This window comes from Pseudomonas sp. P135, assembly GCF_020312125.1.
Taxonomy (GTDB): Bacteria; Pseudomonadota; Gammaproteobacteria; order Pseudomonadales; family Pseudomonadaceae; genus Aquipseudomonas; species Aquipseudomonas fragariae.
Window position 1 is genome coordinate 1 of record NZ_JAGPYR010000033.1, and the last position, 23,593, is coordinate 23,593.

18 protein-coding genes, 2 rRNA genes and 2 pseudogenes are annotated in these 23,593 nt (G+C 56.6%); 5 read left to right on the top strand and 17 right to left on the bottom strand.

The features are described 5' to 3' along the window. A 5S ribosomal RNA gene (gene rrf / locus KBY08_RS25805) occupies positions 1 to 88 on the top strand; the annotation flags it as partial. A gap of 107 nt (positions 89 to 195) precedes the next feature. Continuing rightward, a 5S ribosomal RNA gene (gene rrf / locus KBY08_RS25810) occupies positions 196 to 311 on the top strand. 117 nt (positions 312 to 428) lie between these two features. Here the strand turns inward: rrf (KBY08_RS25810) and KBY08_RS25815 are convergent. The 7 genes from KBY08_RS25815 to KBY08_RS25845 all read right to left on the bottom strand — a co-directional run bounded on the left by KBY08_RS25815 (position 429) and on the right by KBY08_RS25845 (position 9,740). Then, the gene (locus tag KBY08_RS25815) at positions 429 to 908 is read right to left on the bottom strand and encodes an SRPBCC family protein (protein ID WP_024640450.1); all 480 of its coding nucleotides are present in this window, start codon (positions 906 to 908) and stop codon (positions 429 to 431) included. Positions 909 to 940: 32 nt separating this feature from the next. Then, the gene (locus tag KBY08_RS25820) at positions 941 to 4,387 is read right to left on the bottom strand and encodes a non-ribosomal peptide synthetase (RefSeq protein ID WP_111522799.1); all 3,447 of its coding nucleotides are present in this window, start codon (positions 4,385 to 4,387) and stop codon (positions 941 to 943) included. Next, entirely contained in the window at positions 4,384 to 5,331 is a 948-nt protein-coding gene (locus KBY08_RS25825) for a diiron oxygenase (RefSeq protein WP_011269373.1), read from the bottom strand. Before KBY08_RS25825 ends, KBY08_RS25820 begins: the two co-directional genes overlap by 4 nt. A 42-nt stretch (positions 5,332 to 5,373) precedes the next feature. Then, positions 5,374 to 6,150, bottom strand: a complete 777-nt coding sequence (locus KBY08_RS25830) for a DUF3050 domain-containing protein (RefSeq protein WP_024643248.1) — start codon at positions 6,148 to 6,150, stop codon at positions 5,374 to 5,376. Between the two features lie 816 nt (positions 6,151 to 6,966). Further along, positions 6,967 to 7,704 carry a GntR family transcriptional regulator gene (locus tag KBY08_RS25835; RefSeq protein ID WP_058446836.1) on the bottom strand — a complete coding sequence of 246 codons (738 nt, stop codon included), beginning with the start codon at positions 7,702 to 7,704 and terminating at the stop codon, positions 6,967 to 6,969. 318 nt (positions 7,705 to 8,022) lie between these two features. Next, positions 8,023 to 9,030 carry an aldo/keto reductase gene (locus tag KBY08_RS25840; protein WP_111522801.1) on the bottom strand — a complete coding sequence of 336 codons (1,008 nt, stop codon included), beginning with the start codon at positions 9,028 to 9,030 and terminating at the stop codon, positions 8,023 to 8,025. 20 nt (positions 9,031 to 9,050) lie between these two features. Further along, positions 9,051 to 9,740 (bottom strand): HAD-IA family hydrolase, encoded by a 690-nt coding sequence (locus KBY08_RS25845; protein WP_003407919.1) that lies wholly within the window; start codon positions 9,738 to 9,740, stop codon positions 9,051 to 9,053. A 275-nt stretch (positions 9,741 to 10,015) separates the two neighbouring features. Here KBY08_RS25845 and KBY08_RS25850 point away from each other — a divergent pair, with 275 nt between their 5' ends. Further along, positions 10,016 to 11,497: a YdgA family protein gene (locus KBY08_RS25850; protein ID WP_104652890.1), complete on the top strand. Its 1,482-nt coding sequence runs from the start codon at positions 10,016 to 10,018 to the stop codon at positions 11,495 to 11,497. Positions 11,498 to 11,556: 59 nt separating this feature from the next. Here the strand turns inward: KBY08_RS25850 and KBY08_RS26965 are convergent. The 4 genes and pseudogenes from KBY08_RS26965 to acpP all read right to left on the bottom strand — a co-directional run. Beyond that, positions 11,557 to 11,913: pseudogene (locus KBY08_RS26965) on the bottom strand (methyl-accepting chemotaxis protein); the annotation flags it as partial. A 555-nt stretch (positions 11,914 to 12,468) separates the two neighbouring features. Next, positions 12,469 to 13,575 (bottom strand): annotated as a pseudogene (locus KBY08_RS26970) (FIST signal transduction protein); the annotation flags it as partial. Between the two features lie 121 nt (positions 13,576 to 13,696). Continuing rightward, on the bottom strand, positions 13,697 to 14,497 hold the full coding sequence (locus KBY08_RS25860) for a mechanosensitive ion channel family protein (protein WP_058399342.1): 801 nt from the start codon (positions 14,495 to 14,497) through the stop codon (positions 13,697 to 13,699). Positions 14,498 to 14,669: 172 nt separating this feature from the next. Beyond that, positions 14,670 to 14,906 carry an acyl carrier protein gene (gene acpP, locus KBY08_RS25865; protein WP_058399348.1) on the bottom strand — a complete coding sequence of 79 codons (237 nt, stop codon included), beginning with the start codon at positions 14,904 to 14,906 and terminating at the stop codon, positions 14,670 to 14,672. A gap of 194 nt (positions 14,907 to 15,100) precedes the next feature. Between acpP and KBY08_RS25870 the strand changes: the two genes are divergently transcribed. Next, positions 15,101 to 15,583 carry a hypothetical protein gene (locus tag KBY08_RS25870; RefSeq protein ID WP_024693677.1) on the top strand — a complete coding sequence of 161 codons (483 nt, stop codon included), beginning with the start codon at positions 15,101 to 15,103 and terminating at the stop codon, positions 15,581 to 15,583. Then, a complete protein-coding gene (locus KBY08_RS25875) occupies positions 15,576 to 18,023 on the top strand; it encodes a PEP-utilizing enzyme (protein ID WP_111522797.1) in 2,448 nt (815 codons plus the stop codon). The genes KBY08_RS25870 and KBY08_RS25875 overlap by 8 nt, the downstream gene beginning before the upstream one ends. 77 nt (positions 18,024 to 18,100) lie before the next feature. On the opposite strand, the gene KBY08_RS25880 is transcribed toward KBY08_RS25875, so the two are convergent. The 6 genes from KBY08_RS25880 to KBY08_RS25905 form a co-directional block, all read right to left on the bottom strand. Beyond that, positions 18,101 to 18,529, bottom strand: a complete 429-nt coding sequence (locus tag KBY08_RS25880) for a DUF2628 domain-containing protein (RefSeq protein ID WP_122320094.1) — start codon at positions 18,527 to 18,529, stop codon at positions 18,101 to 18,103. Positions 18,530 to 18,905: 376 nt separating this feature from the next. Continuing rightward, positions 18,906 to 19,457, bottom strand: a complete 552-nt coding sequence (locus KBY08_RS25885; RefSeq protein ID WP_111522795.1) for a hypothetical protein — start codon at positions 19,455 to 19,457, stop codon at positions 18,906 to 18,908. 114 nt (positions 19,458 to 19,571) lie between these two features. Beyond that, entirely contained in the window at positions 19,572 to 19,958 is a 387-nt protein-coding gene (locus KBY08_RS25890) for a hypothetical protein (RefSeq protein ID WP_024640457.1), read from the bottom strand. 221 nt (positions 19,959 to 20,179) lie between these two features. Further along, a complete protein-coding gene (locus KBY08_RS25895) occupies positions 20,180 to 20,728 on the bottom strand; it encodes a hypothetical protein (RefSeq protein WP_024640458.1) in 549 nt (182 codons plus the stop codon). An 854-nt stretch (positions 20,729 to 21,582) separates the two neighbouring features. Beyond that, complete coding sequence (locus KBY08_RS25900; RefSeq protein WP_225651311.1) at positions 21,583 to 22,380, bottom strand: hypothetical protein; 798 nt, start codon at positions 22,378 to 22,380, stop codon at positions 21,583 to 21,585. Positions 22,381 to 22,389: 9 nt separating this feature from the next. Next, positions 22,390 to 23,593 (bottom strand): RHS repeat domain-containing protein (locus KBY08_RS25905; RefSeq protein ID WP_225651312.1); only part of this gene is annotated, 1,204 nt, incomplete at its 5' end.

A 23,593-nucleotide genomic window follows, 5' to 3' on the forward strand; every position in this document is an offset into this window, starting at 1 on the left:
CTGATCCCATCCCGAACTCAGTAGTGAAACGATGTATCGCCGATGGTAGTGTGGGGTTTCCCCATGTGAGAGTAGGTCATCGTCAAGATTAAATTCCAGAAACCCTCATCGCTTACGCGCTGAGGGTTTTTGTTTAAGTAGAAGTCACCAAAATTCGCTGGAACGTTACCTGCTAACGGATCGGCAACTGAATTTCTTGACGACCATAGAGCATTGGAACCACCTGATCCCATCCCGAACTCAGCAGTGAAACGATGTATCGCCGATGGTAGTGTGGGGTTTCCCCATGTGAGAGTAGGTCATCGTCAAGATTGAATTCCGAAACCCCTCATCGCTTACGCGATGAGGGGTTTTGTCGTTATGGGGCATCAAATAAAAAAGCCCGCTCAGGCTTTCGCTCCGAGCGGGCTGCTGTGATGCAGCGTCAATCAGCCAAACAGGCTGCGCACTTTACTCATTGCGCCATCTGCAAACCCCTGAAGAAACGCCTCGAATGCATCCCCTTCAGGCCCATTCTCAACAGGGTCGGCAACAATCGTCCAACTGGCGATGCAGGTATCGCCGTCACCGGTCGCTTCAACAGTCATTGCCGCCCACAGATTGCTGACCGGCAAGCTTGTGTGGATCAGTGACCAGGTCATATAAAGCGCTTGATCGTCCCGTGTGTTCAGTTGTTCGATGGCCACGTTGCCATCCTTGAACAGCTTGCTGCGAACCGAGCCCGGACCTTCGCCAGTGACCTCGATGCTCTCCAGCGCCGGTATGAATGCCTGGAAGCCACCGAAATTGCCGACGACAGCCCACACGCTGGCCGCATCACCGGAGACTTCCACGGCGGACACCACTCGGCATGCCTCTGGGTTCTTGATAAGGGTGTCGGGTTTCAGATTGCTATGAAGTGTGTTCATGTCGTTCTCCATTTATCTCAGGGGGTAATGGCTCAGATGAAGTCGATTTCTTTCAGGTAATCGCAGCCCCTGCGCAGTAACGCCGGAGTCTTTTGCGGGTATTGCTCGCCCATGCGACGAATGCCGTTCAGGGTGTTGCGGTGCTCGATCATCGAGATATCGCCGATGTCTTCTTCAAACCCGTCCAGATAGAACCCCAGCACGCCAAACAGCGCGTTCTGGCTGTCGACGCGCCTGAGTTGCATCTGCCATTGCTCGACGCTGACCAGCTCGAACTGACGCCCTGCCTCGCGGAAGGCGTGCACGTAGTCGCTCCAGCTCAAGGGCTCGGGGTTATGCAGGTTGAACACCGCGTGTTCTGGCTGGTAACGGCTGGCATGGAAGCCGATGAAACGCGCCAGAAAGTCCACCGGCATCAGGTCGAAGTTAATGGCGAATGCCGGAACCTGACCCAGTTGCAGCGAACCCTTGAGCATCAGCATCAAGCGGTTTTTCTGTGGCTGACACACGCCGGTAACGCTGTTGAAGGCGATGTTGCCGGGGCGATAGATGTTCACCCACACACCTTGGTCCCGGGCACATTGCAGGATGCGCTCAGCCACCCATTTGGAGAGGTTGTAGCCATTCTTGATGTAGATCGGCGGGGTCGTGGCAGCGGGCTGTTCAAGCACATTACCGGCGGCATCGATGGCACTGCAGGCAGACAACGTCGACACGAAATTGAAGATCTTTTTACTGCGCCCTTCACACAGCTTGAGGCATTCAAAGACCGGGGCGACATTGTCTTTGACCAGGCTTTCATAGTCCTGAACATGGTTCACATTGGCAGCGTTGTGCACCAACGCACCAAACTCGAGATCCAGCCGCTCATACACCGCTTCACTGAGCCCCAACCGAGGCTTTGTCAGGTCAGCGGGGTAGACCTGCACGCGACTCAGGTCCAGGTGGTCCAGACGGTTTTCCCGCAGGGCATCCTCGAAACGCTGTTGCGCGCTTTGTCCAGCAGCCTCGCGCACCAGGCAGGCGATCTCGGTCGCCCCCCGGTTGAGCAGCGCTTCGACGATATGCACACCCAGAAAGCCATTGGCACCCGTGACAATCACTTTATGAACATCACCCAGCCTGCTGACGGGCAATGTAGCCAGCTGAAAGTCCGGGTTGGCATCCCGCAGGGCCTGAGCACTGAGGACGCCCGCCGAGGTGCCGTCGCTGTCGATCAGGCTGGCCAGTGTCAGCACCGTCGGTGCTTCGATAAAGCGATTGATCGGAATGCTGCGCCCAAAGCGTTCGCGAACCCCCAGCAACAGCCGCGACAGCAGGATCGAGTGACCACCGAGATTGAAAAAGCTGTCATCAGTCGAGATATCGTCTGGCGGCAGCTCCAGCAGCTCGCTCCATAGCCCCAGCAGCGCCTGTTGCTGCTCAGTCTCGGGCAGCCGACGAGTGTGCTGCCCGGTAAAGCTCAGCGGGATTTCCAGAAGCGCTTTGCGATCGACCTTGCCGTTACTGGCGAATGGCATGCCGGGCAACAGCGTGTAGACAGCGGGATGCATGTAATCAGGCAGCAGGCGCTGTACATGCGCTTTCAGTGCCTGTTCGTCATGCTCAAGGTACGGTTGAGCGAGAAACGCCAGAATTCGCCGCTGTCTGTCGATCACCACGGCAACCTGTCGATACAGTCCGCTGTCACGCAGGCAATGCTCGATCTCTTCCGGCTCGACCCGAAAGCCGCGAATCTTCACCTGATTATCACGACGACCGCTGAGGACGATGCCGTCAGCCGTCCACTTGGCCATATCGCCGGTGCGATAGGCACGCATAAGCTGGCCATCCGGCTTCGTCAGCCACACATAGCGTTCGGCGGTAAGCTCGGGGTTGTTTACATAGCCCAGACAGACACCGGGGCCGACGATGTACAGCTCACCCTGAGTCTGTTCAGCCACGGGCTGCAATTGCTCGTCCAGAATCCACGCCTGGCTGTTGGCGATCGGTCGGCCCAGATGGCGGTTGCTGCTGGACGGCCCGAACTCGCAGGCGGTGACCAACACCGTGGCCTCGGTGGGGCCGTACAGGTTGTGGAAATGACATTGCCTGGTGAGTTGCGCAATCACGTGCGGCTCACAGACGTCGCCTCCGGTCATGACATGCTCAAGCCCCAGCGGTTGATCCAGCGGCAGGATGCTCAACAGCGCCGGCGGCAGGAATGCATGGGTGATGCCTTGTTGCAGCACGCTGACCAACTGCAACGGATCACGTCGCTGGTCTTCATCGGGGACCACCAGCTCGGCGCCACTGAGCCAGGTGGGGAAAATGTCGATAATCGATGAGTCGAAACTCAGCGTAGAGAATTGCAGCACCCGGCTGTGTTCACTCAGGCTCACATGCTCGGCATACCAGGCGGTGAAGTGGCTGAGATTGCGCTGGCTGAGCAATACGCCTTTCGGCTGTCCCGTGGTGCCCGACGTGTACAGCGCCATGCAGGGCGCATCCTGATCGGTAGCAACGCGTACATGGGTTGGAGCTCCATCTCCCACAGGAACCGTAGCGATATCCAGCGCCGGAAACTCCGCAGCCGCCAGCGGGTGCGAGCCATCGTGCAGCAACAGCATCGCTCCCGAGTTTTCCAGAATGTACTGCTGACGCTGCACGGGCTGGCCGGGATCAAGTGGCAGGTAAACCGCACCGCAACCCAGAACCGCGAGAATGCCCGCATACAGCTCGGCTGACTTGTGCAGGCAGATACCGATCACGGCAGGTGTGCCGGCTTTCGCGTGCGCCAGCAACGGCTGCAGCAAGCTTTGGATGGCGAGACTGTGCGCGTGCAGTTGCCGATAGCTGAGCGTCCGGTTGCGAACGGACAGTGCCGGGCGTTCGGCAAACGTCAGCAGCGCCTGCTCCAGCCGCTCGGTGATGGGTGTTTCGGACAGTTTCAGCAGATGCGGTTGATCTGTCTGATTGAAACGATGCTCGAACAGCAATTGATCAACCGCCTGCAAGCCGTGCTGCCGATCGCTCCGGGCGGGTGTGACGCTTGTCATACCGTTGAGACAGTCTTCATCTCTGGATAACCGGCTGATCTGCAATGTCGCCAGATCCACCATGGCTGCGACAGCGGCATCACGCAGTACCCGCCCGTTGCCTGATTCCTCGACCGCAAGCCACTTATGAACGATCAAACGTCGAGCCTCGGCTGCGCCATGCCAGCACAGCAATTCCAGCCGGGGTAATCCGTGATCCAGCGCCTTGCTGAAACCGACCCGCAGTCGCAGTTGCGTGCAGTGGCCGAACGCATTCAGTTGTTCCTCGGACAGGTCCAGGCTGCCGTCTTCGATCAGCACGCCGCCATCAGGCACCGTCAACGCGTCCAGCGCCTGCTGATCAGACAGATGCCGCACGCCATGCCCGTGGTCCAGCAGCTCGCTATTCAGTTCACTCAAGGTCAGGCTGTGACCGATGAGCACAATCTCCAGGCGCTTCATTGCAGCGCCCTCTGCGCAGGCAGATAGTCCGTCAGCGCCCGCTGCACACAAGGATCGTCCAGCATCGAGCTGTTCTTGAAGAAACGCACGATGTTGGCCACCAGTGGATGATGGCGGTTGACTGGAAAACTCACAGCCCTGGTCTCATCCCTGAGCGCCTGCTTGACGGTGTCCGGCACCTGCAGGTGGTCGATCAGGGTGAAGTCGAAGCCATTCTGAATATCGTTGGTCAGGTATTGAGCGATGAACACCGGCATGATGCGGGCGATGGATTCCCGGTCCTGTTGGGGAGCGGTATGCCAATAGATGCGTACCAGCCGCGCCCAGAAGCCCGAGTGACGCCCCTCGTCCAGCAAGTGGTCGGCCATCAGCCCCTTCACCGATTGCTTGACCGATTCGTCCTTGGCAAACGCCGCCACGTCATTGGTCACGGTGTTCTCCGCGATGGCGACACAGATCAGCTCCACCGCGCTGCGCAGATGCTCGGGGGCCAGAGCCAATGCGGCGGGAATGGCCCGGCTGAGTTCAATCTCGTCCGGCAACGGGATAGGTTCTATGCCCGTCAGGGCGATGGTCTGTTGCATGAAGTCCATCGCCACAAGTGCGTGGTAGTCCTCATCGACCACCACCGTCATCGCGTCATAGCGACAGGCAAACGGGAAGCGAATCGCGAAGTTGTCCTTGGCGATACTGCGCGCGGTCCTGTCGACGATCTCGGTCTCGAAGATCACCACATCGTTGATGAACTTGTAGAGGCTCTGCACCAGCGCGTAATCGCGCCAATGCGTGCACTCGCGGGTGAAGGTGTCACTGAGTACCAGCGGCTGTCGGCTGAGGGGGTAGATGAGTTTTTCATCGTTCTCGACCATCCTGCGTGGACGCGTACGAATGGTGGCGCGACCTTCCCACGCATCGATGAACGACATGTAGTCTTCTGCTTTCATGATGGCTTCCTTGTAAAGGCTTCAGGGTGTTGCGAGCGGGTCCTACGCGCTGGCCTGCATGCGCGGCGTTCGCATGCTCAGGCGCAGCGTGTCCCATAGCCGGATCCTGCTTTCCACAGCCGCGATGGCGGTCTGATAAACCTCTCGTTCGCGCTGCGTGTCGCCAGCAACCAGACGAGCCAGCAACTGCTCTGCTGCCGGGCCGTGATCTTCAGCGTCCACTTCGATGTGGCGCTCCAGGTAGTAGCGGAAGGTGGGTGCCTGGTCGGCGGTGATGCCCCAGTCATCGAGGATGGTCTGGAACATCAGCGGGATGACACTCTCGCGACCATGCAGAAAGGCCGCAGCAACGCTGTGTGCCGGCGCATGCAGGGCGATGTCGAGCGTGTGTGTCACGAATGCCGTCGCCGCCTGTCCCGCGTCGACGTGTTGCAGCGCAGTGGTGTAACGCATGCCCTGTCTCTGCAGTTCGATGAAGCGCTCGATCTGTACCGTGCTCGCGCCAATCTCGCGCATCGCATCCAGGTACAGCTCGAAGTGGCTGTAATGACCCGCGCCCAGTCGGTCATCGGACTCCTCCCCCAGCACGATCTCGTTGATCAGGCGGGCAGCGGAAGCATCTGTCGGCGGCAACCACGGCAATTGGGTGCAGGTCAGTTCCTGTTGCAGGCGCTTGGTCAGCGACATGAAATCCCAGACGGCGAATACATGGGTTTCCATAAAACGTCGGAGTACATCCAGTGTGGTGATTTCTGCAAAGATCGGATGACGGCCAAGTTCAACTTTCTTGTGTGCGAGCAGTGTGTTTTCACAAAGCATAGTGATGTCCCTATTGTCATGGTGGTGGTCAGTGGTAATGCAGTTACTCAAGGGGTGAGCGTTATCGGCAGTGCGACGATGACACGTAATAAAGTCCCCGAATGCGAGGCGAACAAGGGCCTGAAGTGTGAGGGCTGATTTGCCACAAACACGCATCGGTTATTTCAATTCGAGACACCCTGCCGCGCTGGCTTTCCGAGCGCTGGCCCTTGTATATCAAGAGGTCTAGCCCGGTAAGCCGCGACATCACTGACGACGAAGAAAACTTAAAACAAACTTATCAAGGGCTGCAATCATTTTTTTAATAATATTTAATGAGCCGTTTTTTAAGCATGTAAGTTGCCATATAAAACGTGGTGAATACGTTTTACAGGCGTGCAGACAACCCTCCCGACTGATTAAGCCGGAATTATTAATAATGAGCGAATGCCTCGCCCAGCGTTGCCGATGTGCTGAATAATCAGGGTTCTGGTTTTTTTAATGGGCGAAGTTGGAAATGACTTCCAATGTCTGTGTGCCCCGTTCAACAACTCCTTATCCATTGAGTTCAGATGAACAGAGAACCGCTCCGATCCTGCGCGAGCCGTTCAGCCGTAGCCAGGGAACATCCTCCGGTTGGTTTCCTCAGCGCCACGGTCGAGTTTGCCTTATTCCGACGTTGGGCCATCCGGCAGATCAGGAAAATAGCGATAAAAACGCCATGCCGAGGTTGAGCCTGGCAATGTATCGAGGAGGTGTGAAGAGGAGGGCGGGAGGTGCAAGCGGCCAATCCGCAGACGTTGAGTCATCGCCTGCTGGATAGACCGCCTTGATGATTCAGGCGGGGGTTTTCTTCGCTGTGCGGGTCGGCTTGGCCTTGGTGGCCTTTTTGCTGGTCAGGTATTGAGTGACGGCTTGAACACCACGGTTGAGGTGATGCTGCAGTGCTTCGACACAGGGTTCGATCGCTTTCTGCTCGGCGAGCCGCAACAGCTGCCAATGGTCATCCTGAGAGAGCTTCCCCAGGCCCATGTCGGAAAGATTGAAACGCAGGAAGCGTTCTTCTTCGTTCAGGCCTTCTTCAACCAGACGCATGAGACGCTTGTTGTGGGTCTTGGCATACAGCGAGAGGTGGAACATCCGATTGAGTCTGCCGATCTGGCCGAAATCCGTCTCGACCTCAAGCTGCTCGATATAGCCCTTCGCCGTCGCCAGATCATCGGCGTCCAGCAATGGGATAGAAAGGCGCAACGCCTCGGACTCCAGGAGAATGCGCAAGGCATAGGCATCCACCGCGTCTTCGGTGATCAACGGTGCGACCACCGCGCCCTTGTGCGTCTCGACACGCAGCAGCGACTGCGCCTCGAGCTGGCGCAGTGCTTCGCGCACAGGCATGCGGCTGACGCCAAACAGCGTCGCCAGTTCCTGTTGGCGCAATGCCGTGCCGCTTGGCAGGCTGCCATCGATAATGGCGTTTCGCAGCTTTTCTTCAATCACGGTTCTGGCAAGGTGCGCCGGAGGCTGCTCATTGCCCAGTACGGAGCCCAGAAAGGCTTCTCTATCTGATTTGCGCATTGACCTACTTCTTCATCAACCCTGGCTGGACAACGTCCAATTAATCGCTTTGTTGCCGACAGACTAGCCAAGACTTGCCAGTCCGTCGCGAAAATACAAACATCATTATGTTTAACGGCGAGCGCCGGACCGCGCTGCAGCCCGGCGAGCTCGACAAAATATGCGTCTATCTTAGCGCTCATCGACCCCACGTACCGAGTTCGCATTCATAGGTAACAGGAGTTTCACGTGTTGTTTTTATGACAGCGCGCTCTGAAACGACCGTTCCAGAGCGCAACAGTGATGCGCTCGCGGCATAAGGCCGCAGGCGTTATCGTCTCAGCGCGTCAGGCGGCCGGAGACGAAGTGCTGAACGTCATTGAAGCCTGGCGTCGATGCATGGCCGGGTGTCACCAGCGAATCGATGAACGCTTCGTCTTCAGCGGTGATCTCCACCGTGAGTGCCTTGGTATAACCGTCCCACTGCTGCTCGGTCCTTGGTCCGACGATGGCTGAGGTCACGGCCTGGTTGTTGAGCACCCAGGCAATGGCGAACTCGACAATGCCGACGCCTTTGTCCTGCACATACGCCTGAATTCGCTGCGCGATACGCAACGACTCCGTGCGCCATTCGGTTTCCAGCAGCCGCTTGTCCTGACGTCCGGCACGGCTCTCGCTGTCGGGAGCCATGTCCGGGGCGTACTTACCGCTGAGCACACCGCGGGCGAGAGGGCTGTAGGGCACGACGCCCAGGCCATGGTGTGCGGCAGCGGTGATCTGCTCGACCTCAGCCTGGCGGTTGACGATGTTGTACAGCGGCTGGCTGATGACCGGCTTGTCCACGCCCAGGCGTTGCGCAACGTTGACGATTTCAGCAATTCGCCAGCCGCGGAAGTTCGACACGCCCCAATAGCGGATCTTGCCTTGCCGGATCAGATCGCCAATCGCCGACACCGTCACTTCCAGCGGCGTGTCGTGATCTTCCTTGTGCAGGTAATAGATATCCACATAGTCGGTATCCAGCCGCCGCAGGCTGTTCTCGATGGCATTGAACATGTGCTTGCGGTTCAGACCGGCCCGATTGGGCACACCATCGGACGGGCCGATCGCGACCTTGGTGGCCAGCACCCAGTCGCTGCGCTGTGCCGCGATGGCCCGGCCGACGATTTCCTCCGAGCGCCCGGCGTTATAGACATCCGCCGTGTCGATGAAATTGATGCCTTGATCCCTGGCCTTGTCGATGATGCGCAGCGATTCCTCGGCAGCGGTCTGCTCACCGAACATCATCGAGCCGAGTGTCAGTGTGGAAACCTTGAGGCCGGACTGGCCAAGGGTTCGATAATTCATGCTCAGCATCTCCATGTCATTCAGGCGAGCTCAGGCAACCCCCACGCCTTGAGCGGGAAGTCGGCCAGCGAGCCCAGCAGCAGGTCCGCATGCTCGTATTGCTCGACCGGCATATGCGAGTCCGGCACGGCCACCGCGTACATCCCGGCAGCCTTGGCGGCGGTCACACCGAATGGCGAGTCTTCGAAGACCAGGCAATCGGCGGGCGAGACGCCAAGACGGCGGGCGGCGACCAGAAAGATGTCCGGGGCTGGCTTGGCAGCGCCGACTTCCGGGTCGTCGGCGGTGACGACGGTGTCGAACAGCTCGAACCATGCGCGGTGCAGGGTGGTCTTGGCCTCGAAGTAATGCACCGACGAGCTGGTGCCCACGGCGATCGGAATATTATGCGCAGCCAGATGACGGACCAGCGCTTCGGCACCCGGCATGGCTGCGGCGCGCGGGAAACGCTCTTCAAGCATGGGCTCTCTGACTTCGAGAAACTCGTCGATCGACATCGGCAGCTCCAGCGCCTTGATCACGTAGTCCGAGAAGTCCCGGGCACCGCGGCCAATGGTGTGCTGCTTGACCGACCAGTCGAAGGTGCGACCGTGGCGGCTGGCAATCAAGTGGGTGACTTCGGTGTAAACCCCCTCGGTGTCCAGCAACAGGCCATCCATGTCGAAAATGACGGCCTTGATCGGGCCTCGTTGTTTTTGCTGCTCGCTCATGTGATCACGTCCTGTTCGCAAATTCGTTTCAGCCTAACGTTTCCGGGAAGGCTGTGGCTAGGGTCTGTTTCAAAACCTTTCAGCGGGATTGGCATGCGCAACAAAAGGCACAAGGCCATGTCCAACGCGCTTACAGAAGGGCGACGCGCCCACAGAAATGGCCATGAAGGCTGGGCTCTCGGGATCTGCCGATGATAGTCTCTCGCGGCTTTCAATCGGCGCTGCCGGTCCCGGTACGACTTTCCCATCATCAGAACGGATATCTTCACGTCACTATGAATAAATCAGCAGGTATAGCGATTGGCGTCATCGTCGTAGCGGGCGCACTGGCTACGGCCGGTGCCTGGTACACCGGCAATCAACTGGAAGGCGCGCTGAACGACTCGATCAGCAAGGCCAATCAGGAGCTGGCCAAGTCGTTCAAAGGCACGGACACCAGCGTCAAACTGGAAATGCTCTCGCTCGACAAGCACTTCTTCAGCAGCACGGCGCACTACCGCGTCGACATCCAGAACCTGTCCGATAGCACCCAGGGCGGCCAGTTCTTGTTTGTCGACCATATCGAGCACGGCCCCATTCCGCTGTCGCATCTGAAGACGCTGAACCTGCTGCCGGTCATGGCCCTGAGCAATTTCCAGATGGAAAAAAGCCCCAGCGCCGAGAAATGGTTCGCCATGAGCAAGGACGTTCCACCGCTCACGGGTCAGGCCAGCATCGGCTATGACCGCGCCACCAAAGGCACGCTGCAGATGGCTCCGCTGGAAATGACCGACGTCGACGGCACGTTCCGTTTTTCAGGTCTGGACCTGAACGCCGAGTCGTCCGCTGACGCGGAGAAATTCAGCCTTGCGGGCAACATGGACAATTTGCAACTCAATGTCGCGTCGCCCGACGGCCCGGTCAGCATCGAAATCAAAGGCATGACCTTCGACACGGGTGGTACCAAAGGCAAGTCCGGTTTCTATCTGGGCCACACCAACATGAAAATCCAGAACGCGGGTTTCCAGGTGGTGGGCAAGCCACAGGTGCAGATTCGCGATTTCACCAACACCAACCTGGCGCAGGAAGATGCCGGTAACCTGGCAGCGCAGATCAACTACGATGCCGGCATGATCGCCTACGCCGGCAAGGACGTCGGTTCTGCGCACATGGGCTTCAAGATCGCCAACTTCGATGTGCTGGCGACTCAGGCGCTGTATCAGTTGTATCAGGATAAAATCCTGCCTCAGCAGCAACTGGCCGCGCAGGAGAAACGTCCGTTCCGCCTGGAGCTGAGCCCGGCTGATCAGGAGCTGATGAACACCCAGATGAAAACGCTGCTGGCGGCCAAACCGCACATCGAGCTGGAAAAGCTCTCGCTCAAGACCAGCAACGGTGAAAGCCACATGCGTATCGCCGTGGACCTGGCCGATCCAGGCCCGCTCGATCAGCCTTCCGATGCGCTGCTCATGAAGAGCCTGGGCGAAGTCAACGCCAAGGTCGTCCTGTCCAAGCCGATGATTCGCGACCTCGCGACCCAGCAAGCCATTCGTGAAGGCCAGACCGACCTCAAGGTCATCGCCGATCAGGCCAAGGCCGCTGGCGACATGGCCAGCGCCATGGCCGAGATGATGCAACTGGCCAAGGTCGACGGCGACAACATCGTCTCCGACCTGCATTACGCCAACCAGATGGTCGACTTCAACGGCCAGAAAATGACCGTGCAGCAGTTCATGAGCAACGTCATGGGCAAGGTCGGCGTGCTGGGTAACCAGTAAGCCGCCTGTAACTCGGTCTGCGTCAGGACGGGCAATATGCCGTCCTGACGCAGGCGCTGCTACTGAGTCAGCCCGCGCAGGGTATCCGCCAGTTGCCGGGTACGCTGCGAGGTGCCCGCCGTCATGTCGCTGGAGCCTTCCAGTTCCGACAGCAGCCCCGTCAGTGTTCCGACCTCAAGGGACTGCTCCTCGATGTGCTGCGCCACCTTGCGAATCTCCTCGGCCAGGCGCTCGATATCGGTGCCGATGTCGTTGGCGTTCTGCGACGTCTTCTGCGCCAGCTGGCGCACTTCATCGGCCACCACGGCAAAGCCACGTCCCATTTCACCCGCCCGTGCAGCCTCGATGGCGGCGTTCAGCGCCAGCAGGTTGGTCTGTCCGGCGATCTGCTGGATCGTCTGCACCACCGACTGAATGCGCAGGCTGGACTTGGCCAGCTCCCGCGAGCCCAGCACCACCTCGTCCGCCTGACTGACCAGGCTTTTGACGGTATTGCCCGCTTTGTCGATAACCGTTTCCTGCTGGGTGATGGTCTGCGACAGCTCGTCCATCGACACATGCAGCTCGCCAGAGTAGTGGCGCAACTGAGCGGCGATTTCTTCCTGATCATGGTGGGCCTTGACCAGCACATCGCCGAGGTCGCTCAGGCCACCGAACACCGGACGGATCTGCTCGTCCAGACCGCTCGGGTCAATGGTTTGCACGAAGTTGCGCTGCTTGAACTGATCGATCTGCTTGACCACCACATGGCTCAGACCAGCCAGCTTCTTGATCTGCCGACGCAGAAAGAACGCCTTGAACTCGCCGTAATAGGCGATGAAGTTATCGATGTAGTCGTCGCGGAACGGCTGGCCTTCGGGCACTTTGAAGAAGAACACCGCGGTGAGCGTCTGGTTAAGGTTCAACCCCAGAATCTCGCCAAAGGTCGAGAAGCCCACCACCGGCGTCGCACCGAACACATCGTTCATCCGGCCCAGCTCACTGCCGTTGTTCAGGCGCCGCAGGATGCAGTCGCTCAACAGACCAAGCAGCGGCTTTCCGGACTTGCCCTGCAGAAAGCGCGCGAAGTCCTTGCGCGTGGTGTCGATCATGGATGTTCGTTTGACCATCACCAGCTCTTCGCCGGGCGCCACGTCGCAGAACAGGTGGACCCGCTCGCTTTCATAATCGATGCGCGCAATCGAGCGCACGAACAGCTCTTCGCCCACCCGGATGGCGAACGAGTACTGCGCCAGCTTGCCTTCCAGCTCATGCCGTTCGCACTTCAGCGCGTCACACAGCGCCGCAACCATGGTGGCGATCTCGCCTCTGGCGTTGACCACCTGGCTGATGTAACGCTCCTCCAGGGAGGCCGTCAGCACACTCAGGCTCAATGGCGTCGGCTCGAAGTTCTGGCTCTTGAAGACGCCGAAGCGCACGTTTTTTGCGCTCTTGAGAAACACCACCTGGGCATGATTTTCGTAGCTGCGTTTGCCGTCGTGAATCAAGGTCTTCTTGAAGTCGCCTTTGCCCCCCGCAGAACCGCCCACGAACAGGCACGGAAAGCGCCCGGACTCATACAGCGCTTCCATGAAGAACGACTCCGACGCCGACAGCCCGTCGAATGTGACGTAGGCCAGCGTATCGCGGTGGTCGATGGGGGTGTTGATCTGCGTGCGCTTGATCGAGTCGGTCAGGCGCGCAATGCGCTCACGCATTGACAGTCGCTTGCCCGCACCGCGAATGTCTTCGCTGTGCAGCGGAATGTGCACCACCTCCGCGCTCTTGATGACGCTTGAGTCGAACAGCGCGAGGACAATCCGGTCCCACTGGTTATCCGCCGCGCAGTACAGCGAATTATTGCCCGAGCACAGTTCGCCTGACGTTGTGCACAGGCTGATCTTCGCGTTGGGAAAGCGCGCAGCGACAGACTTGGCCACCTGATCGAAGTCGACGTGCGGCGAAACGAAACCGGTCAGATAGACCGGATCGAAGCTCAGCGCAGACAGCTTGGCGTTCAATTCTCGGGCGGACGTAATGACACTGATGGCGCCCTCGGTCCGCGACGTGCCGGCCCGAAAACGAGATAAAAGGCTCATGGTTAAACCCGTAAAGATAAAAAAGCAGAGGCCACGCGGAATATGGACCGATCCTTATTGATCGGCTGCCAACAGGTTGGGGTGAGCTTGAAGGGCGATGAATTTTGCCTATGCGTGCCGCTCAGGACAGGTGCAGCATCAACGCTCTGATGAGGGCGAGCGTCTGGCGATGCACCGAATCATAATGATCATTGTGGCAATAGGGCCGTACCGACAGGGTGATGGAGTCGGCCGTTGTGGAGGACAGGTGCACATCGACAGCGGGGCTGCTCAGTACATTGGGCAGGCGGGCGATCTGATCCTTGAGGCGCGGGATGATCTTCTGCTCGTCGGCGGTGCCTGGCAATGTCGCGGTCAGTTCGACGCTGCGAAAAGCATTGCTGGAAAAATTGACGATCGTGTCAGAGAAGATCTTGTTGTTGCCCACCAGATTCAGCACGTTTTCCGGAGTGTTGATCGACGTGACGAACAAGCCGATTTCGACAACGGTCCCGGTCACGCCCGCCGCCGAAATCAGATCGCCGACCTTGAAGGGCCGCAGCACGATGATGAACCCCCCCGCTGCCAGATTGGCCAGCAAACCCGACCAGGCCATGCCGATCGCCAGCGCCACGGCCGCCAGCAGCGCCGCAAAACTGGTGGTCTCGATGCCGCAATAGCTCAGAATGGCGATCACCAGAATGATATGCAGCGTCACCGTGATGAACGAGCCGACATAGCGCAGAACCGTCGGATCAAACCGCTGCCGCGTCAGCGAACGCTGCGCCATCCTGACCAGCACACCGATCAGCCAGCGACCGACAATCCACAGCAATGCGGCGATCACCAACCTCAAAACAACAGTCGCTCCGTATTGCAGAACGATAGTGAACAGCGAGTTGATTCCGTCAGTGTCGATATTGATGACATTCAGCGCATCCATCACCGCTACTCCCGACTGCAGGGCTCGCCCGGCAGATGGCCTGACGAGCGGAGCCGTACATTGAAGGGCAAAGCGGGTTGGTGGCTACTGGTAGTTTTGACTGGAGGCAAAGGGCCTGCAACTGGCGTTGGGGAACTCAGCAAGTGTGGTGGGCTGTTAGCCTACATCGTGTCTATTTTTTGTTTTTTGAGATGTAGTCAACTATGTTTTGCACCGTTTTGAATTTTTCAAAGTCTTCATCCGGGATCTTGATGTTGAATTCTTCTTCCAGAGCCATGCCGAGCTCGACAATTTCTAAACTGCTACCCTTGAGATCCTTGGTTATGTCAGATGTCGGTTTTACATCTTCTTGCGCTGCTTCCAAATGCTCGGCCACCAATTCTTTTACACGTGTCATTACATCTACCATGATGATCATCTCCTTGATTGCGTTTTTTACTGACTACTGAAGGATAAAATTAGGCCGCGGCAGAAAAGCTGTCTACTGGCATTAATAACAGTTGTTCAACAGTGGGAGGTCTGAGCAGTTTGGCCATGCTCGTATTAAGCCCATCGAGAAATCGCTAAACTCGCCATCTCACAAGGACGATTCAAGGACCTGGTATGCCGCTCTCTTCTGACACCCTGCGCCGTACACTGGTGATCTGGCTGTATGCCGTCGCAGTTGCGCATGTGCTGGGCAGTCTGGTGTTCACCTGGGCAGGCTTTTCCGGCTTGCTCGATGGCTATCTGACTAGCCTCGAGCAGGCGTTCTGGACCGAGGCGGTTCCCGCCGCTGCTCGCGCGCAACAGGTCTGGTGGATGGCGCTGTTCGGCGCAACCTTGCAAACGTATTCCGTGTACATGCTGGCGCTGGTGCACCTGGGCAACCGCCTGAAAAGCGCCATGCCCTGGGGCTGGCTGATTGCGGGCCTGCTGCTTTGGGCGCCTCAGGACATCCTGATTTCCGTGCGTGGGGGCGTCTGGTCGCATGTGTGGCTCGATCTGGCAGCGCTGCTGGCCTTGTTGCCGCCGCTGATCTGGCTGTATCGCCATGATCGCCGCACTTCGGCTGTCCACTCGTCGAAGGACCCTCGTCATGTCTGACTTGCCGCTGCTGTATCTGCTGGCGGGCAACGGCAGCAGTGCAGAATGGTGGGACGACGCGCTGCCGCATTTTCAGCAGCATCAGGTCGTGCCGCTGGAGCTGCCAGGTTTCGGCAACAATCCTCAGCCACCCTGCGAAGACCTTGCCGCCTGCGCCGATGCGCTGTTGGCGGCGACCGTGAAGGGCAGCGCCATCGTCGCTGTGGGCGTCAATGCCTTGCTGGTCATGCATGCCTTGCAGCGCCAGCCGGGGCATTTCTGCAGAAGCGTGCTGCTGGCACCGGTGGGGGCTTTTCTGTGGCGGCGGCGCTTGCCTGCGCTGATGTCGCCGCTGCCCATTCGCAAGACCATTCACTGGCTGCTGGCCAACAAACCCACACTGTTTGCGCACAAGTTTTCCAGACAGACCTGGCCTGCCGCGCACTACCAGCGCATGGGCTCCGGTTACGCCCGCTGCCGTGCTTTCGTGCCGTATTGGGATCTGTTGCGTGCCGACACCGCGTTGCCGCTGCTGGAGTGGGTGCAGGATCCGATAGAGCTGGTCTGGGGCGATCAGGACAAGGTCCTGGGCATCGAGCAGGCAGCCGCGTGGTCGGCCATTCTGGCGCGTGCCGACCTGACCATCAGCCTGAAACCGGGCTGGGGTCACTACCCGTGGATCGACGCGCCGGCCGAGTTTGCGCAGTGGCTTGAGTCGGGCGAGCGCGGCTTCGTTGCGCACACCAAAGGCGGCCGTCTACGTCTGGCGGCCATCGCCGGGCAACCGGTGCCCGAGGCACTGTCTCTGGAGCAGGGCGATGACTCGGCCTTGCCCGCGTTTCTGGCCCGTCAGCCTGACGCTATCTGGGCCGTGCGCTCATCCAGCTTCGGTGAGGATCAGGCCGATGCGGCCAATGCCGGTCTGAGCACCACTTTTCTTCGTGAGCCCGGCCACAACGTACCCGCGCGCGTCGCAGAGCTGCACAACGCTGGCGTCGAAGAGGTTGTGGTGCAGCGCTTCATTACGCCGGTGCTTTCCGGCATCGCTTTCGTGCGTCACCTGTCGGTCGAGCTGGAGTGGGTGGAAGGCCATCTGGAGTCGCTGGCCGACGGTCAGGCAAGTCCTGAGCGAGCGATCATTTCCCGCCTCGGCGCGGCCTGGAGCAGCGGGGGCTTCAAGCCATCCCACGGTTTGACCGAGGAGGTGCTCTGGGACTTCCTGCAGGGCGTTCTGCGCGTATTCCACTACGTGCCGGGCGACGTGGAGTGGGCCTGGGATGGCCGCCAGCTGTGGCTGCTGCAGTACCGCCCGATCAGTGACTACGGCTGGCGCCGCCACCTGACCGCCGCCAATATTGCGGAGATCCTGCCGCCACAGCCCAGCAGGCTGGTCGAGTACGCACAGCGGCGTGCCGCAGGCAGCATCCCGGCGATCATGGCGCGTTGGGATTCACGCGTGTTGCAGGACAACGAGCCATTTACCGCACTGTTTGGCGCAGCTTCCTACATCAACAACGACCTGTTTCTCGCACGTCTGGCTGACTGGGGCATCGCCTCCAGCAGCTACGCCGACGAGGTCGGCGGCGCGACCCCGCATCTTCCGTGGCGACCGCTGCGTCTGGTGCGCTCATTACCGGTGTTTCTGCGGATGCAGCGCATCGCGCGTGGCCACTTGCTGACCCTGGAAAAGCAACTGCACCGCTTCGACCGAGAGCTGCATGCCCTCACGGCCCAAGGTGCTGACGGCCAGCAATTGGCTGACTGGTTCACCCGTTTCTACGTATTCGTCGTGCAAGGCAACCTGTGCATCGCCACCTCGCTGGCCAGCAGCGGCGGAGACCTGCTGGGACGTCCGCCGACCGCTTACGACGACCTGGAGCATTGCCCGCACCGGCTGTCCTGGGAAACCGACCCCGCGACCCCGCGCCCGGCAGCCACTGACCTGCCTTTACAGGCCTTCCCGACCTGGCCGGGTTTCATTCGCATCGCCCACCGCGCAGGCCTGCCGGGCATGCGCGGCTACTACCTGCAAGTACGCGAGTGGTATCGCGACAACCTGATGCGCCTGTTCTTCCGCCTGCACCACGCCATGCCCAGCGCCGACCGCGAACACTGGTTTGCGCCCCATCCGGACATTCGCAGCCGTGCAGGCAGCTTCTGGCAGGACGGCCGCGAAGGCACCGAGCAGGCCACCGGCTTCATGATCTATCCGGGCCAGGTCCAGGGCATTCTGGGCGAGGACATCCTGCTGGAAGACACCCTCGACCCCGGACGCCACGCGCACTACCAGAACGCCCGCGCGGTGATCGCGCGCATGGGCGGGCGTCTCTCGCACGGCTCGACCTTGCTGCGTGAACTGCGCAAACCCTCGGCCGTGCTGCCGCAGGTTGATCTGGCGTGGGTGGGGCGCGAAGTGCTGTATGTGGATGGGGAGTTGCGGCTGGTGGAAGGGCAGGCATAAAGCCCGAGGGGAGTTATCCACAGCCAACCCGCACGCTCATTGAGCGGTGCGGGTGCTCAGCTGGCTACATCTGCAGGTCAGAGACGCATGCCTTTGAACGGGTTCCAGCCTTGCTCGCCTTTTACTTCCTTGAGGTAGTAGGAGTAGTTGGCCGTCAGGGCGTACATTAGAGAAAACACGACGTTCAAGCCGGTGCCCAATGCGGCGGGAACCTCCATTCCGAGGATCCCGAAAAGCAGCGCTATAACGATGTTGACCGCAATAATGACGCCGATCAGCGCCAGATTTTTCTTCCACAGCCCCAGCACGAAGAAGTAAATCGGACCGAAGAAAAACGCGATGATGTTGGTGCAGACAAGCAACTTCTTCTTGAAGTCAGGCAGCGCGTTCACTGCCGGCTTGAAGCGTGGATCGTTCGGCGCACCATACGTCTCGAAAAAATTGAAACGCTCTTGCCACTTGGCGCTGCGCTGGCCAGTGCTTTGGGTCTGATCTGTCGTGCTCATGGTTCTACTCCTTGTGTTCCGTGGGGTGACGTTTTCTTCCGGGAAATCCTGTGTCTCTGATGTTGCTGCTTTTGTAATCAGCGAGCGATTGTATGAAGTTTCGAGGTGGCGTACTACGCAATTGCGCCCCGAGCTCTTCATGCCGCCTCGACAAGGTATAGCCAAACGCTTACACGCGGTGGAGGGATTTGGCCATTTCCGACCTGGTCCTTCTTCCGTAATATCGGATCCATCAAGTGGTGAACAGGAGTTCACCAGGATCAAGGATGATCGACCATCGCCTCGGAGGCAGCCGACAGGGAGTCGGGATGGTCTTGGAAAAACCCGCTTCGGCGGGTTTTTTGTTGGGCGCGATAAAGTCCTCGTTGGGCCCGGGCTATTGGCGTAGCGCCTTTCTCTTGCGCAGGTTTTCACGATGCACCTCGAGATCCTTGCTCCGCCGCATCTCCTGACGGATCTCCTTGCGTTCGGATCGAATAATCCTCCACTGCATGCGCAACTCCCGGCCGCGCTCGCTGTTGAGCGATAAAAGGCCCAGCAACGGGAAAAGCAGCCCCAGCACGTAAAGCATCAACTCAAAACGCCGCCAGTGTGCAGGAGCAGTGGGCAACACGGCGAAAAAGCAGCTCACCAGAATGGCCGCCAATATCCACATTCCGCAGGCATGCCCACGACTCATCATGATGCCGCCGAAACTCAAGACCAGTGATACGCCCATCATGAGCATCATCGACTGGCCCGTTCTCTCCGGTTCATTTGGAAAGTACGCATCGACCATCGTGCCTGCGGTAATGGCGAGGGAAAATATGCCCATGAAGATCGGAGTCAGAAAGGACAGCAGATAACGCGAGCGGAAAGCGGCAACGTGACTGCGGTAAATCACCATAGGCTCCGGCGAGGCCCGCTTGCTGCGAGATTGTTTACCCATTTTTCTTCCTTGGTTGGGTTCGGTGGTCAGTTGTCTTTGCTGATGGACTTACTCTCTGGTTTCAATAGGAGCGTTGCTGTGACGACGCAGAATAAATCAGCGCTTCGCGAGATTCTAAACAACCAACTCAATCTGAGTACCATTAAAAATACTCAGCAATGCATCTTTCAGGGTGCGGACCTGCTCCGACGAATCGTGACTCTCTAGGGGTATTTCTGCCAAAATACTTGAGCCACCAAAAAAACTGGCAAATTCAGGCTTTACCACCACTTCCAGGCTATTGGAGTGCAAAATAACCTTTTCGATTGCATCAGACCTCTCATACTCTGCCTGATCAGTTTGAAAGCCGATGCCATCATTTACCGTCGCGTTATCTTCATCGTCAAGACGCGTAATAATAATGAAATTAGAAGGGGCCACTAAGTCATCACTTAAGGCAATAACTAAAACATTATCTTCTTCGTAACATTTTATGGTAGATGCAGAAAAATTCTTCACCATGCTTCTCCTCTATTAGCGACACTCAGGCATCAGTAATTTTAGAGCTTGGTGTGCCATGACTTTACAGTGATTGCAGGGAGAATATTCCCCTTGCATGGCCAGTTTATCACCCCGCACCGCCAGATTAAGGGTTTTTCAGTCTGACAGTCATTTTTTCCTGACTTAAAGGTTTTAGACCTAAAAAGATTTAGGTCGTGCGGATTCATACTTGACCCTAGGCGTTATTCTATAGGAAATCCAGTGGGTCTTTCTATAGAGGGATAAATAAACTTCTTTTGTTCATCCCAGTTTATTTCCGTCTCTTTAAAAAACTTAAGCCTATCTAAAAGTTTTTTAGGATCCCCGAAAACGCCACAAAATTCATGTGCGTTGATGGTTTCAATATCGCTTTTGTCTGAAAGAGCAGTCTTGATCACTCGTCCACCAACGCTGGAGTAGCTATCACTCAACTCTATAAGATTTGATGTGTATACATTTTCTGAAACCCACTCAAAAGAAAGCATTTCTTTTCTTATAGGTCTAGAGTTTTTTATAACCTCGTTGTCATTGAGGATTCTTAAGAATATATTTTTTAGACGTTTCTCAGCTACAAAAATACAAAATAGTAACTTGCACTTGTTAAGGTCAACATCTTCCCAGCTGTTATTTGACCTAAATACATCAAAGAATTCCATCAGCCCATTTTTTCTCATTTGGGCTAATGTATATGTCACATCGTCGACCTTGACAACGAGCACTGCATCTTCTACCCACTTTATGCTTTTCAACATCCCGATGCTCCGGTTTTAAGTTTTGCACCTGCTGCTGTCGCACGATATTCATCTGCTGCAGTAAATTAACTCTTTCTATTTGGTCTTTTTATCCCGACAGGGTTCTGCCGGTTAGAGGTTTTTCCAGCCCGCCCCGATCATAGAAAACTCTTTGCTCTAAGCTCCGTGCAGGATTTTTCTCAGTCTGATCATCGCCACCAAAAAAATGGTCTGGTAGGTTGATTAGATTCAGACATATTCGGATATCTATATTTAAGTACATCTTCAGTCAAGTGTCCTGGCTCTCTTGATTAAACAGTAAAGGTATCTCATTTTCCATACCTTCATAATCAAAATTTTTAGCATTTGCAGGGTCGTCTGCTCACTCTATCCGCTCTGGCCTATGTCCTCGACCTATGTCAGATGCACGCCGAGGTTGTAGCAGAAATAGCCGTTCAGGTTGTCGATGTGTTTTTTCAATCAAGCGATCTGCGTTGTACTAGGCAAAACGGTATATTGCGTCGTTTTCACTGGTCAGTGCGACGGGCAAATGGCCTTGCCATACTCGTAGGTGATGGTCTGGCCTTTGCCATCGTTGTGTGTCAGTACCTGGTCCATTTCGTTATCGGTAAAGGTTTTGGCGCTGCCGTCGGATTCCCTTTCCTGTGTGGTTTTATTTTCTGCATCTCTAAGCTTTTCCAGTGTGATAGTGCTGATCGTTACTAATCTGGCTGTCGTCCCGGTGCCTGAATAAAATATAAACGCGGTAGAAAGCGGATAAGAAACATTGACGCCATCATATCTTGTATTTTAAAGAGCGATCGGCCAGGTGCAGGTATAAAGTTACGTATGCTGCTAGGAGTGCGTTTTGTAGCTCATCCAGTACACTTCAAATAGTCCCCAAACCAAAAGTCTACAGCTTTTTCATTTACTCCATACTCTCCTTTCCAGAAGTCTACAGGATAGCTCCAGTCTGTTGAACGTGACTTTCTTGGAACGAGCCCAAGATTTTTAAAGGTATCGATAAAGCCTTTATGTTCGGGGCTTTCCAAGACACCTATATGACCTAACAGATCAAGCAAGCCTCTAGATTCTTCTTTGCTCATTTTTACAGTTAGCGCATTTCTGATTTTTTTCTCCAAGATAATAGGCGTGTCTTCTGAGTCTGAGCTTCTGATAATATTTAATAATTTCTCTAAGGAAGATACCGATTCTGGTTTTTCAGAGTGTTCTTTGTGGCTTTCTCTCAAAAAGAAATACATTTGATCAGGCAGGCCACTTATGACTACACCGCCGAGATGCCTTACTATATTGCAAAAAGTAAAATCTATTTCCTGTTGCTTAAATGCACCACAAATGTCACACCGAACATCATCATGAGAACTTAATAAGTGATCAGGAAAGTTCAGCATGATTGCATATGCAGAAAGAGCCGCTCTTTTTTGTGGTTCTCCACGCTCTAAACCTATTAGAAAAGACTCCACAATATCCTTCTTTTCAACCAGTGCCATTTCATTTCGGAGCGCCTTGATAAGCTCGTCATGACTCATGTCTTTTGACGGGATAATTACATTGCTTTCACGTAGGAGATCAGCTAGTTCGGTATTCTTCATACTGCTCAACGAGCCTGCAATCAGATATTCGTTGAATGCTTTATTTAGTTTGCTACTCATTTTTAACCTCTAGCATGTTGCCGACTTAATGCCGCCATGTGTGCGTGTTTCAATACCTGGTAGTGAGCTCACCTTGCTCACTCCTTTTGCGTCCAAATGTTGATTGGCCGCTTTCACCTGAACAATGCCTTTAGGCTTATTAAGTTTTGCATCAGAGATGCCATGAATAGTATTGCCTCGCACATTCGGGTTGCCGCGACCCAATACAGTTTTTTCTCTGATGCCTGCGTTCTCAATACCCCGAACGGTATCAATGTGTGTTCCTTTAGGCGTCACCTGCGAAATACTATCACCCGGCCCAAATCTAGCCCCATCTGCCCCCACGTTATTGCCGTGACGACGCATTACATCACTCAACGAAGTCTTGTCTGATGCACGCCCATGATAGTAAGGCTCACCAGTGGAGTCAGTCAGGAAGTAATTCCAATCCAGCCCTAACGGATCAACCCACGCCGTAGGGTTACGGCAATAGCCGTATAGATTAAATCCACCCTCCAACCCAATCGGATCCTGCGTAATAAACCGCCCAATCTCCGGGTCATAATACCTAAACGTGTTGTAATGCAGCCCCGTCTCGACATCAAAATACTGCCCTTGAAACCGCAGGTTCTGTTCAACCTCGTTCACCACCAGCTTTTCCACCGCGCCCCACGCCCGGTATTTGGCCTGCCAGACGATCTGCCCTTCGGCGTCGGTCATCTCCAGCGGTGTACCAATCTGGTCGGTATGAAAGTAGTAAACCTTGTTTTCTATCTCGCCTTCTTTCTCGTCAACACGGGCTAGCGGCGCATAGCTGCCGGGCTCGTAGACATACAGGCTGCTCTGGCCCGGACTTTCCTCACGCAGCATGCGCAAGCCTTGCCAGAGGAAGCGTTTGTGGTCGGTTTGGCTTTTGATCTCGGACTGTTTGGCGACCCTTCGGCCCAGACTGTCGTACTGGTAGCTGCTGGTGCTTTCCACCTGGGTGTCAGCCATGGTCTCGGTTTTGACCAGGCGGTTTTCGCAGTCGTAGGTGAAGGTCTGCCAGCGCACGATGCCGACGACTTTTTCGATCAGGTTGCCCCAGGCGTCGTACTTGTATTCGTGGTTGCTCCATTTTTTGAGGCGGTTGTCTTTGACGTGATCGAAGCGGCTGGTGTTGAAGTTGAGGCGGTTGGCCGCAGCGTCGTAGCGGAACTCTTCGCCATCGACCACGCGACCGGTGTTGCGCGCC

Coding starts and splice junctions, on each gene's coding strand:
- KBY08_RS25815 (WP_024640450.1), bottom strand. CDS start 908: ATGAACACACTTCATAGCAATCTGAAACCCGACACCCTTATCAAGAAC.
- KBY08_RS25820 (WP_111522799.1), bottom strand. CDS start 4,387: ATGAAGCGCCTGGAGATTGTGCTCATCGGTCACAGCCTGACCTTGAGT.
- KBY08_RS25825 (WP_011269373.1), bottom strand. CDS start 5,331: ATGAAAGCAGAAGACTACATGTCGTTCATCGATGCGTGGGAAGGTCGC.
- KBY08_RS25830 (WP_024643248.1), bottom strand. CDS start 6,150: ATGCTTTGTGAAAACACACTGCTCGCACACAAGAAAGTTGAACTTGGC.
- KBY08_RS25835 (WP_058446836.1), bottom strand. CDS start 7,704: ATGCGCAAATCAGATAGAGAAGCCTTTCTGGGCTCCGTACTGGGCAAT.
- KBY08_RS25840 (WP_111522801.1), bottom strand. CDS start 9,030: ATGAATTATCGAACCCTTGGCCAGTCCGGCCTCAAGGTTTCCACACTG.
- KBY08_RS25845 (WP_003407919.1), bottom strand. CDS start 9,740: ATGAGCGAGCAGCAAAAACAACGAGGCCCGATCAAGGCCGTCATTTTC.
- KBY08_RS25850 (WP_104652890.1), top strand. CDS start 10,016: ATGAATAAATCAGCAGGTATAGCGATTGGCGTCATCGTCGTAGCGGGC.
- KBY08_RS25860 (WP_058399342.1), bottom strand. CDS start 14,497: ATGGATGCGCTGAATGTCATCAATATCGACACTGACGGAATCAACTCG.
- acpP (WP_058399348.1), bottom strand. CDS start 14,906: ATGGTAGATGTAATGACACGTGTAAAAGAATTGGTGGCCGAGCATTTG.
- KBY08_RS25870 (WP_024693677.1), top strand. CDS start 15,101: ATGCCGCTCTCTTCTGACACCCTGCGCCGTACACTGGTGATCTGGCTG.
- KBY08_RS25875 (WP_111522797.1), top strand. CDS start 15,576: ATGTCTGACTTGCCGCTGCTGTATCTGCTGGCGGGCAACGGCAGCAGT.
- KBY08_RS25880 (WP_122320094.1), bottom strand. CDS start 18,529: ATGAGCACGACAGATCAGACCCAAAGCACTGGCCAGCGCAGCGCCAAG.
- KBY08_RS25885 (WP_111522795.1), bottom strand. CDS start 19,457: ATGGGTAAACAATCTCGCAGCAAGCGGGCCTCGCCGGAGCCTATGGTG.
- KBY08_RS25890 (WP_024640457.1), bottom strand. CDS start 19,958: ATGGTGAAGAATTTTTCTGCATCTACCATAAAATGTTACGAAGAAGAT.
- KBY08_RS25895 (WP_024640458.1), bottom strand. CDS start 20,728: ATGTTGAAAAGCATAAAGTGGGTAGAAGATGCAGTGCTCGTTGTCAAG.
- KBY08_RS25900 (WP_225651311.1), bottom strand. CDS start 22,380: ATGAGTAGCAAACTAAATAAAGCATTCAACGAATATCTGATTGCAGGC.